Genomic DNA, 10,664 nt, shown 5'->3' on the forward strand with positions numbered 1-10,664 from the left:
GGCCCGGAGACGGGCCACCACCGCTCACATTGCGACAGCGCTCTTGCGAGAATGGGCCATCACCGACTCGACGCACGAATCCAAACCGCCAGAAAGCGCTATTCGACCGCCCTCTGTTGACCGCGTCGCTCGCGAGCTTGCCCAAAAGAGTGACCTCCCCCAACCGTTGCTCGTCGATGCAGCTCGCATGGCAGTAGGACGGTCCGATTCGACCTCCCCGGTCGACGAGGCAGCCCGCGTGGCTCGGACCATCGAAAGAGCGTTGCTGCAGCCGGTGATCAACGCGTCCGGCGTCCTCCTCCACACCAACCTCGGCCGGTCTCCTCTGGCGATGGACCAACCCGCCGGTTACTCCAATCTCGAGCTGGATCTCCAAACGGGAAGGCGCGGAGACAGATCGTCTCATGCAGCCAGGCTGATTTCGAGGGCTACCGGCGCAGAGGATGCGCTGGTCGTCAACAACGGTGCCGCCGCGCTGCTGCTGGTCATCGCCGCACTGGGCAGCCGAGGGGACGTCATCGTCAGCCGAGGCGAACTTATCGAGATCGGTGGCGGCTTCCGGATTCCAGAAGTACTCGCCAGCTCAGGAGCTCACTTGGTGGAAGTAGGCACCACCAACCGGACCCGGCTGTCTGACTACGCGAGCGCAATTAGCCCTCGCACGGCGTTGCTCCTGAAGGTGCACCCCTCCAATTACCGGATTGTGGGCTTCACCGAAGCTGTAGACGTGCGAGACCTCGCCGGCTTGTCGCGGTCAGTAGCAGTGGAGTCGGCAGGCTTCAGTGGCCGGCCGATCCCGGTCGTAATGGACGTCGGCTCGGGCCTCCTCGATGCCGACTGCCCGTGGATTCACGGTGGTCCTCCCTCGTGGCTGGCGGGCGAGCCCGCCGTTCGGCAGGTCCTCGAAGACGGAGCGGATGTGGTGACGTTCAGCGGTGACAAGCTCTTGGGCGGGCCGCAAGCCGGAGTGATAACGGGATCGGCGACGTTGGTCAGCGCCTGCCGTTCTCACCCTCTTGCCCGGGCCGTGCGACCCGGAAGCCTGGTTCTGTCGTCCCTTCAGTCGGTGATGATGTCTTATTTGCGAGGCGACGCATCATCGAAGTTGCCGCTGTGGCGAATGGCGACGACAGGACTCACCGAGCTCCGCCAACGCGCGGAAGCCCTCGGAGCCGGCGAAGTAGTCGACTGCGAATCGGTAATGGGCGGAGGGTCCTTGCCCGGCCGGACGATTCCCTCGGCGGGAGTCGCATTCGAGGGTGACCTCAGGGAGAAGCTTCTCGCAACCGATCCCCCCGTGATCGCGCGGGTAACTGAAGGCCACACCGTGTGCGACCTTCGCACCGTACTTCCAGAACAAGATTCACTGTTGCGGAAGGCGCTTCCGACATGACGGTTGTCGCCACCGCCGGTCATGTCGACCACGGCAAGTCAACACTGGTGCGCTTTCTCACCGGCACGGACCCCGACCGGCTGGAGGAGGAGAAGGCGCGCGGAATGACGATCGATCTCGGCTTCGGATTCGCCACGCTTCCATCGGGTCGCGAACTCGGGTTCGTCGACGTTCCTGGCCATTCCCGCTTTGTGAAGAACATGCTTTCGGGGGTTACGACCGTCGGGGCATGCCTGTTCGTCGTCGACGCGACCGAGGGGTGGAGGGCGCAGTCGGAGGAGCATCTGCGGATACTGGAACTTCTGGGGGTTCAACACGGGGTCGTGGCGATAACGAAGGTAGGCCTAGCCAACACCGACACCGTGGAACTTGCCGGCTTGGAGGTAGCCGAGCGTGTCGCGGGCACTTTCCTGGCAAACGCGGACACCGTATTCGTCGACGCACCCGCCGGTATCGGAGTAGTGGAGCTCCGCGCTGCAATGGACCGGATGATCGCGGCCATGCCGGACTCTCCGGACATCGGCCGTCCGCGCCTTTGGATCGACCGTTCATTCGCGATACGGGGGGCCGGGACCGTAGTGACCGGAACGCTGACCGGCGGTCGCGTCTCGGTCGACGAGGAGATGGTCATCGAGCCGGCGCACACACGGGTGAGGGTGAGAGGTCTCCAGAGCCGCAACGGCGAGCTCGATTCGGTTGGTCCCGGGCGTCGGCTCGCGGTCAATGCCTCCGGAGTCGAGCACCACCAGGTTCGACGAGGAGATGCACTTGTGTCGCCCCACCGCTGGCACCTCACCTCCTGCTTTGACGCCTCGCTAACAGTGCTGGATGGTCCTGGCATCCCGGTTGGATCCCGCGGGGCCTTCCGGGTCCATGTTGGCTCCGGAAGCGTCCCTGCACGGCTTCGGCCGCTAGGGCGACTGAAGGCGATTGGGCCCGGCGAGACCGGGGCCGCGCGGATATGGGTCCAGGGTCGGGCGCTGCCTCTCCTGCCTGGTGACCGTTACGTCTTGCGGGAGATGGGTCGAGCCACGACGATCGGTGGCGGCGAGGTCCTTGACGTTGACCCGGTGCTGGCAGCGCCGGCGGCGGCTCCGTCCATATCGGTTGACCGGGTCGTCGCAGAGCGGGGATGCGTCGATGCCGAACAACTCGAGCGGCTGACGGGGGTGCGGTGCGTTCCCACGGTCGGCCAGTGGGTGATGACCGGGGAGACCCGCAGCGACATCGAATCCTCGCTGATCGAACGCGCCGCCTCATCCGGTCGCGAGGGAATTCGCCTGGCGTCGCTGACCGAGGTACAGCGAGCGGTGCTAACCGCCGGCGTACCCGGACTCGCCGTGGACCAGGACCGGGTCTACGCGGCGGGCGCATTGAGTTCCGGTCTCAGCCCGGGCGCGGTCGAAGCTCTAGAACTGCTGGAATCGGATCCATGGTCCCCGCCCGTTCTGCCGCTCAGCCAACGCGCAGCGCTGAGAGAACTCGAAAAGGCTGGTCTGGCCCGTGAGGTCGGCGACCTCTGGTTCGCTATGTCGGCTGTGGAAATGGCGGTCGTGAAGCTGTCCGGGCTGCTGAAAGAAGACCCCAGGGGCTTCACAGTTTCATCTGCCCGCCAGGCATTGGGCTCGAGCCGAAAGTACGTACTTCCATTGCTCTTACATCTGGACTCGATCGGCGTGACGCGACGACTTGACGACGTCCGCGTCGCGGGGCCGAGGATGTCAACGCGAACGGAGGCAAAGTGATCTCGTCAGAGTTCAAGCTCACCGAGTGGACCAGCTGTGGGGGCTGTGCGGCCAAGTGGCCTGGGGGCCGGCTTTCGGGTCTCCTCGGCTCCGTCGGGAACTCGGATGACCCCGATCTGATTCTCGGCCTGGCTCCGTTCGACGACGCCGCGGTATACCGGTTGCGACCAGACCTCGCGCTCGTCGCCACTACCGACTTCTTTCCGCCTCTGGTCGACGATCCATCCGACTTCGGCGCGATCGCGGCCGCAAACGCCTGCAGCGACATCTTTGCGATGGGAGGTCGGGTTGTCCTGGCCTTGAACGTCGCGGCGTTCCCCGAAGAGTTCCCCGAACGGGCTATCGAATCGATCTTCTCGTCCGCTTCGGAAGTCGTCCGTTCAGCAGGAGGAACGGTCGCCGGTGGGCACACCATCCGCGCCGCGGAACCAATCTTCGGGCTCGCTGTTCAGGGCTTGGTTCACCCGGAACGCATCTGGTCCAAAGGCGGTGCCCGGCCGGGAAACGTGCTCATGCTTTCGAAACCGGTCGGCTCTGGAATCGTCCTTGCCGCCGGCACTCCTGAGGAGCGATCTCGGGCCATTGCAGTGATGCGGACGTTGAACGTCCGCGCTGCGGATGACCTCCACGAACTCGAGGCCGATCGTCACGTTCATTCGGTAACTGACGTCACCGGGTTCGGCCTGGCAGGCCATTGCTGGGAGATCGCTGAGCGAAGCGGCATCGCAGTCCAGATCCTCTCGTCGGATGTCCCCCTCTTTGAGGGTGTCCCTCGACTCGCGCGCGACGGAACGCGAACCGGCGGCCACGCGCGCAACCGCGCCTATCTCGGGGAGAATCTGGCCGGGGACGTGCCGGACCACATTGAGGCGATCGTCCTCGACCCTCAAACGTCCGGCGGACTTCTCGCCGCCGTCGACCCTTCTTGCGAGGAATTCCTCTCCTGCCGGGGTTGGTCCAAGGTCGGCCGCGCTGTTGAGGGAGGACCCGGCGTCGAATTGGTCGGATAAGGAGGCACGCGCCTTCGCCGCCGGCCCGCAAGGTGGGTAGCCCATCTGGGTATAACTTCGCCCCGAGGAAGACAGAGCGACAGGAGGCCATATGGCTGACACTGCCGGTCGGGCGTGGGATGAGCACGACCATGCGGAGCTGGTGCACTCGCACGAGCACTACCACGTCACCCATAACTACAACCGGATGACAGGGGGTTTCGACCACCTGAGCTCCAGCCACGGGCATGAGCACAACCACGCTGCGCTCCGCCACGCTCACTACCCACACCAGGACTTTGATCAGGAGCATCAGGGCGAAGCCCACGTGCACGATCACTCGGCGCCGGCGGCTCCCCGCGCGACCAAGAAGGCGGCAGCTAAGAAGACGACCGCCGCCCAGAGGACCGCTAGCAGCTGAAGCTGGCTACCCGCCGGGCTTCTGGTAGCCCGCTCCCTGGGCCCGTCGCATCGCTTCGATACCTTCGTCCAACCCAAGCAGCGGGGTGGTCTTGAACGCCTTGCAGCCGCCGCCGGCGGCGACTGCGATCGCGAATGCCGCCGCGTCTACGTTCTCGGGCAAATGAACGATCCCGATTAGGTCGTACTCACCGAACGCGAGCCAGGCGTGATCGAACTTTCCACCCAGCTTTTCGACTACGGGGCGTACCTTCTCGAGTCGATTCTGGGGCTCCTTGACCATCGCGGACCATGACTCGGACGTGTACGCCACCTGGACCAGATAGGACGGCATCTGTCCTCCTCTCCCCTTTCGACCTGGCGGTCTTCCAGAACGTACCCGACGCCATGACCGCCCACGCGTGGGTGTGACGTTCGGGTCGAACCTTGCCAAGCCAAAAGGCGTCGGAGCGCTTGTCAGGCTGCTGTCGGAAGAAAAGGAGAAATTGGCGCTAGTGAGCGGAATAAGCGGTCACTTGAGCGGCACTGCCTGCCGATACCCGGACCATGGCGCCCAAGCGGGAGCCGCTTCGCCGGCAGCTGAACCGAGTATCAACCGAGCTGGACCGCATGATTGAGGTTCGCGTCCAGCGGCCCCTCAATTCTGAAGAACAACGGCGCTACATCGATCTGTTGGCCATGGAGCGCCTGCTTTCGGTGATCACGCTCGAGCTCTGACCCTGCTAACCGGCCGTTGCCCCACGATCGGTTCGGACGAAAAAAAAAACCGGGAAAGTGGTTTGGGAACCGCGGCGCTTGGGTAACAACGCCGAAGCTGCCCAGGGCACGAACGCAGCCCGATGTCGAATCCGCCTGGACGGCCTTCTGAGACGCTCCCCGCTGGCGGAAGCGGGGACGTCTCCTCCTCCGGGAGAACAACAACCTAAGAAAGCTCCGCCGGCTCTCATCGGTGCAGGCCAGACCCACGTCACGACCGTTCAGCTCGGCAGCGGCCCGGCGGTCTGACAGCCGAGAGCCCTTTATCCCTTTTGCCGCCCGGCTAAAGCCCCGCTGGTTGGGACCGATACCCGAACCGGAAGGAGGCCCCGAAATGGCAGATGATCAAAACACAACCGCGACGAAGCCAATGACACTGCTCGAGGATGCCGAACTTCGCCAGCTCACCTGGTTCGGCCTCGCAGGTGACCTTTCCGATGAATCGCAAGACCGCCTCGATGCGCTGAGAGCCAAGGACCGCAGGGGCGCGGTGCGTGACCCTCGCCCGGATCCGATGTCGCAAGACAACGACGGGCGTTCGTACATCCGCAGCCCGGAACCCGAGCCGAACACCGAAGCCGAATGCGACGCCCGAGCCCGGCTCAGGTGCTCGAATTGTGGGTATTTCCCGATCGCCGGCGGATCGATGTGCCCGCACTGCGCGGTTCGATCCCGGGTCGCTTTCTAATCTGGCGGGCCTGGAGGCCGGTGACGGTCGGCGTGACTCTGTTGAACGTCAGCCGCCGCCTCATGCATCCTCTGAGCGGCCCGGTGGACTTGAGCAGCGCGGAGATGGACGCGCCGATGGTGAAGATCGCCGGTTAGCGCTTCGAACTCATCGACGTCCGCTAAGGCCGCTTCTTTAGCCGCCAGCCCATGTTCCTTGGCGGCCAGCCGGTCGCTACGCGCGACCTGAGTCTCTGTTCGTCCGCTATGGCCAGTCTCGTCTACCAGACCATTATCGGGCCTGCCGACGCAACCTTGTGATCATTTCTTGCCCCGGTATACGACGGATCTTGACTGGGGTCTATCCCAGCCAGCAGCCCCAACGGGGTTCGAACCCGTTTCTCGATCTGGAGAGATATACGAACCGGCAGATGTATATACTTGGTCATGACGAAGCATCTGGTTGACATCGACGACGAGGCACTGGCGGTCGCCCAGGCGGAGTTGGGAACCGCCAGCATGAAAGAGACCGTCAACGAGGCCCTAAGAAGGGCTGGCGTCGGCAGAAGCACCAAGGTTCGAAAGGCACTCGACCGACTTGGTCGTCGGAGTCTCCCCCCTCGCGAGCAAGCGTGGCGCTGACGCACCTGATCGACACGAGCGTGATCAGCCGACTCGGCGAACCGACCGTGCGGACCATCATTGAACCTCTCACAGAGGCCGGTGAGGTGGGCCGGGCTGGGATCACGGACCTGGAAGTCGGCTACGGGAGCCGTAACGCCCGAGAGTGGGACCAGGACATGGCCGACCTGTCGGTGTTCGAGCTGGTCGAGACCACGGCCAAGCACGTCCAGCGGGCGCGACAGCTCCAGCGTCTTCTGGCCTCACGGAGCCAACGGGGTCGCAAAGTTCCCGACTTGCTGGTCGCCGCCGCGGCGGAGCAGGAACGCCTCATCTTGCTCCACTACGACGCCGACTTCGACCTAATCGCCCGGGTAACAGGGCAGCGCTGTCAGTGGGTGGCGCCCGCCGGCACCATCGAATGAGCACCTCCCCCGCTGCCGCCCTGAGATACCAAAACCCAGCAGCCCCAACGGGGTTCGAACCCGTGTCTCCACCTTGAGAGGGTGGTGTCCTAGGCCTCTAGACGATGGGGCCCTGCGCGGCGCAGAAAGAAAATCATAGCCTCCAACTGCCCGGTTGCCCCTTGGTGACAAGCAGATGAACCCGGCCAGGGCTGGATCCCTGAGACCGGGTTCACCAACGGCTACCGTTAGTTTGTTGTGACTACGTGCCGCTGAACCTCAGGGTACGACGGCAGGCGACACACGTGTAGGCGGGGCTGACGAAAGTACAAGCAGAGAGTGTTTCGGTGACAGAACCAAACAGCACCGGAGACCTGTCCGGCGATGATCGACGCACGGCGGAGCAAGGCGCCGAAAACTCCGACCGAGCAAGGGACATCTCGCTGTTGGAGAGCCTCGAAGCGGAAATGGACGAGGTGCAGGCGGCCCTCGATCGGCTCGAAGAAGGAACCTACGGAAAATGCACCCTCTGCGGGCACCCGATTGGCGACGAACGTCTCCAAGCGTTTCCGGCAACCCGCTATTGCGTCGATCACAGCTCCCCTGACGACCTTCGAGACGCACCACGAGGACAGAGTCCAGAACCCGGAACCTGACCGATAGAGGTCGCCACGTCAGAGAGTCGTCTGCGACGAACCATTCGCGAGATTTCCCCATGTATTTCCCGCTCATATCCCCAGGTTCATCCACTGGAAATCTGAGGCAAGTGTGCTTTGATAACGGGCGGCCGACGGTACCCGTCGAGGGAAAACGATCGGTCGTCGTCGCATCCGGGGAGGAAGTTTTCGAGCACCGCGAGACACGTGGGCTTCCGTAATCCCGCGCGACCAGGGAAAGGACGTCGGGGGTCTGCCCCTCCCGCCGACGCAGGATGGAGACCTCCGCCAGCCCTCGGGGGTCTCCATCCCCCGGACTGCACGCAACCGCGAAGTCCAGGCAAAAGGAGAAGGGTCCACCAGCATTGTTGCGCTTCCGTCTAACTTGACCACGCTCAGTGGTCGAAGAAACGGGTCAAACAACCCTGAAAGCAAGGTCCGATGGAAGTTCCGCTCGATCAAGAGACAGCAACTGCCGACCTCATCACCGACATCCTTGCTCCAACCATGGCTCATCATCCGATAGCCCTCGCGCCCCTTGCGCACGTCGGCCATTGGGAGATGTCAGAGAGCGAAGTCTGCGAATTGGTGCACACTCTCGTTTCTGGGACCGGCGCCTGGAAGAATGCCTGGTCCGTCGGCCCTGATCCAACCGAGGTTTCCGACTGAGGGTCACCGGTCGGGCATTTCGTCTTTTTCTCTAAACGAAACGTCCGGAAATGACCACTGCCACCAAGAGTGGCGGGTTTGGTGACGAAAGACCGACATGCGCCACACCCGGATCTCAAGCGCCGTCGGAGGAGTCGAAGCAGCATCCGTCGAGGAGACAGCGGCGATTGCCGAGGGATTGACTCCCCAAGAGGACGACGAACTGCGTCGACTCCACTGGTTCTCCCAGATCGGGTCGCTCGGACCACGCAAGGCGGAGCGAATGATCGAGCTGCGATTACGGGATCGACGCGCCGTGATCAGACCTCCCCGCGACTTCGTTGAGGAGGAGTTCGAGGTCAGCGGAAACAGCCGGCGCCGCTGGTATCACTTCCGCACTCGTTGAACATGGAACTCGCCGGTCACCGCCCTTTGACGACAGAGGCGATCTCGGTAATCGAGGTCTCAGGTTGCGCACCCATCGTGATTCCGCGCCGCTCGCTCACTTTCCCGATGGCCGGCTGTAGCCGAGCTTCAGCGAACTGGTCGAAGGCTTCCGCTGACTCCCACACATCTACGATGCGGGCTCTGCCGTTCTCCATGAAGTGAACGTGGACGATCAGGCCGGCCGGCGGATCGTTGTGGGCGTCCATTTCCGCCGTTACCTCGTCGAGCATGCTGACATCGACGCCCTCCGGCATCACCTGCTCTAACAGCACCGGCATCTTGATCTCCCCTCTCCTTGGCGTCGGGTGAAGCTAGCAGTCGCTAAGGGGCTCTATCCTCCCCACTTTCTATGGAGCTCTACGGGAATGCCTTCCACACAGACCCCGGCGAATGCTTCAGATGGGTTTACAAGCCGGGCACGGGCCACCCCATGCACTGCCCTGGTGAGGTGGTCACGAGGGGCTGGTGGCAGGACGGGGGCGGCTACTGGTGGGCTGTCGACGCGTGCGCTGAACACGCCTCGCATCTGAGCCCGGCGAGGCCCCGGCCCGGCGCGAGGTTCGGTCACAGCCGGCCATCGTTCACGACTCGGCGGAAGCCGCCGTCGAGATGGCCGCGGGCGGCAACGGGCGAGTTGGCCGCCTAGCCCTGGGGTAGAACAACCCTCGTGGACACCGGGTGTCCACGAAAGGGCACTCGGTTTGGGACTTTGCTCCGCCTGGTGGTGAACGCACATGGCGAACGGTCTCGATATCAATGTCGCCGAGATAGACGGGTCAGTCGACCTCGCTGTCGGCGGAGACATTGACCTGGAGACCTCGCACCGGTTTAACCGGGCTCTTAGGGATGCTGTGTTCGAGGCGGTTCAGGCGCACAAGGCGGTGAACCTGGACTTGTCACAGGTGACGTTCATGGGTTCGACGGGCATCAGCTCCTTGGTTCAGACCCGGCAACTCGCGCTCGATGAAGGGGTCACCCTCCGCATCGTGGAAGCGTCCAAGCAGGTCAAGCGTGTTCTCGAGCTGATGGCGCTAAACGACTACTTCAGATAAAGCCTCAACCGCAATAGAGGGTGGAGGGGAGAACCGCGGGCGCCAGAGGATTTGGCGGCCTGGCCACCAGCGTCGAACTCCATGCTTTGGGAGCGGATTCTGACCACTCGACGCGCTCAGACCCGGCATCTATCATGCGCACACTGCGTTTCTGCTGGGGGTCAATAATGAGTCGATTCCGTCCTGGAATAGCGGCGAGTGCGGTTGTGGTCCTTGGCGCCCTATCCCTGGTCGGGCCCGCGAAGGCAGCCACGGGAGCGGCTGTACCACAGGGCACCAACCTGGTGTGTTCGATGCAGGTAACGCTGACCTCACAACCAGACATGCCACCTGTTAGCGGCGGGACGAGGCTCAATGGCACCGGATCGTGCTCAACCCCGTCAGGAACCAACTTCCCGGCTTCGGTATCAGGCGGGGTTAACAACTCCTCCGGTGCCTGCGTCGGCACAACATGGATTCCCGGCTTAACGCCAGGCAACAACGAAGGATGGGACTTCACGGTAACCACATCCAGCCAGCAGTGGGCCATGTACTGGTTCCTCCCCGACCCAGCGGATGTCTCCCCCATCGACGGAATACCGACCGCATTGGTTCCGTCTGCGGTCATGACCGGACTCATCTATCTGCTCGGGCCGCAACCACGGATTCTCGGCGCCGCGACGGGCACCTTCCAACCGGGATCATGCGACTCCCTTGTCAGCGTGTCACAGTTCAATGGGACGACGAAGGGGGCGATCTCAATGGAGTTCGAGACTCCCTCTTAGTCGTTCGCAACTCCTCGTCCCGTTCAGCGAAGAAGAGCAGGAACGCTATCGACGGCTGCTGGCGAGCGAGTGCGCTCTGTTGCGAACGATGGCGACGAGCCGA

General features: G+C 63.3%; 15 protein-coding genes and 1 tRNA gene. 13 read left to right on the plus strand and 3 right to left on the minus strand.

The features are described from left to right. The 4 genes from selA to VFZ97_20025 form a co-directional block, all read left to right on the plus strand. Positions 1-1,393, plus strand: a 1,393-nt coding sequence (selA, locus tag VFZ97_20010) for an L-seryl-tRNA(Sec) selenium transferase (protein ID HEX6395725.1), incomplete at its 5' end; no start/stop codon positions are given. Next, complete coding sequence (gene selB / locus VFZ97_20015) at positions 1,390-3,138, plus strand: selenocysteine-specific translation elongation factor (protein ID HEX6395726.1); 1,749 nt, start codon at positions 1,390-1,392, stop codon at positions 3,136-3,138. The genes selA and selB, both read left to right, overlap by 4 nt. Beyond that, on the plus strand, positions 3,135-4,148 hold the full coding sequence (gene selD, locus VFZ97_20020; protein ID HEX6395727.1) for a selenide, water dikinase SelD: 1,014 nt from the start codon (positions 3,135-3,137) through the stop codon (positions 4,146-4,148). Before selB ends, selD begins: the two co-directional genes overlap by 4 nt. Before the next feature lie 91 nt (positions 4,149-4,239). Continuing rightward, a complete protein-coding gene (locus VFZ97_20025) occupies positions 4,240-4,548 on the plus strand; it encodes a hypothetical protein (GenBank protein ID HEX6395728.1) in 309 nt (102 codons plus the stop codon). A gap of 6 nt (positions 4,549-4,554) precedes the next feature. Here the strand turns inward: VFZ97_20025 and VFZ97_20030 are convergent, their stop codons facing one another. Next, entirely contained in the window at positions 4,555-4,881 is a 327-nt protein-coding gene (locus VFZ97_20030) for a GYD domain-containing protein (protein HEX6395729.1), read from the minus strand. A gap of 212 nt (positions 4,882-5,093) precedes the next feature. On the opposite strand from VFZ97_20030, the gene VFZ97_20035 reads away from it, so the two are divergent. From VFZ97_20035 to VFZ97_20050, 4 genes are all read left to right on the plus strand, one after another. Then, complete coding sequence (locus VFZ97_20035) at positions 5,094-5,264, plus strand: hypothetical protein (GenBank protein ID HEX6395730.1); 171 nt, start codon at positions 5,094-5,096, stop codon at positions 5,262-5,264. 373 nt (positions 5,265-5,637) lie between these two features. Then, positions 5,638-5,991 carry a hypothetical protein gene (locus VFZ97_20040; GenBank protein HEX6395731.1) on the plus strand — a complete coding sequence of 118 codons (354 nt, stop codon included), beginning with the start codon at positions 5,638-5,640 and terminating at the stop codon, positions 5,989-5,991. 425 nt (positions 5,992-6,416) lie between these two features. Then, entirely contained in the window at positions 6,417-6,611 is a 195-nt protein-coding gene (locus tag VFZ97_20045) for a hypothetical protein (protein HEX6395732.1), read from the plus strand. Then, complete coding sequence (locus tag VFZ97_20050; protein HEX6395733.1) at positions 6,602-7,015, plus strand: PIN domain nuclease; 414 nt, start codon at positions 6,602-6,604, stop codon at positions 7,013-7,015. Before VFZ97_20045 ends, VFZ97_20050 begins: the two co-directional genes overlap by 10 nt. 39 nt (positions 7,016-7,054) lie before the next feature. On the opposite strand, the gene VFZ97_20055 is transcribed toward VFZ97_20050, so the two are convergent. Then, positions 7,055-7,127 (minus strand) — tRNA-Glu (locus VFZ97_20055). Positions 7,128-7,341: 214 nt separating this feature from the next. Between VFZ97_20055 and VFZ97_20060 the strand changes: the two genes are divergently transcribed. The 3 genes from VFZ97_20060 to VFZ97_20070 all read left to right on the plus strand — a co-directional run bounded on the left by VFZ97_20060 (position 7,342) and on the right by VFZ97_20070 (position 8,704). Further along, entirely contained in the window at positions 7,342-7,650 is a 309-nt protein-coding gene (locus VFZ97_20060; protein ID HEX6395734.1) for a TraR/DksA C4-type zinc finger protein, read from the plus strand. Positions 7,651-8,091: 441 nt separating this feature from the next. Further along, positions 8,092-8,319 carry a hypothetical protein gene (locus VFZ97_20065; protein HEX6395735.1) on the plus strand — a complete coding sequence of 76 codons (228 nt, stop codon included), beginning with the start codon at positions 8,092-8,094 and terminating at the stop codon, positions 8,317-8,319. A 97-nt stretch (positions 8,320-8,416) separates the two neighbouring features. After that, positions 8,417-8,704 carry a hypothetical protein gene (locus VFZ97_20070; protein ID HEX6395736.1) on the plus strand — a complete coding sequence of 96 codons (288 nt, stop codon included), beginning with the start codon at positions 8,417-8,419 and terminating at the stop codon, positions 8,702-8,704. A gap of 16 nt (positions 8,705-8,720) precedes the next feature. Here the strand turns inward: VFZ97_20070 and VFZ97_20075 are convergent, their stop codons facing one another. Then, positions 8,721-9,023, minus strand: a complete 303-nt coding sequence (locus tag VFZ97_20075) for a hypothetical protein (protein ID HEX6395737.1) — start codon at positions 9,021-9,023, stop codon at positions 8,721-8,723. Positions 9,024-9,479: 456 nt separating this feature from the next. Here VFZ97_20075 and VFZ97_20080 point away from each other — a divergent pair, with 456 nt between their 5' ends. Both VFZ97_20080 and VFZ97_20085 read left to right on the plus strand, forming a co-directional pair. Further along, positions 9,480-9,797, plus strand: a complete 318-nt coding sequence (locus tag VFZ97_20080) for an STAS domain-containing protein (protein HEX6395738.1) — start codon at positions 9,480-9,482, stop codon at positions 9,795-9,797. Between the two features lie 293 nt (positions 9,798-10,090). Further along, positions 10,091-10,561: a hypothetical protein gene (locus VFZ97_20085; protein HEX6395739.1), complete on the plus strand. Its 471-nt coding sequence runs from the start codon at positions 10,091-10,093 to the stop codon at positions 10,559-10,561. The last annotated feature ends 103 nt before the right edge of the window (positions 10,562-10,664 follow it).

It is taken from the genome of Acidimicrobiales bacterium, from assembly GCA_036378675.1.
In the GTDB taxonomy this organism is placed as follows: Bacteria; Actinomycetota; Acidimicrobiia; order Acidimicrobiales; family Palsa-688; genus DASUWA01.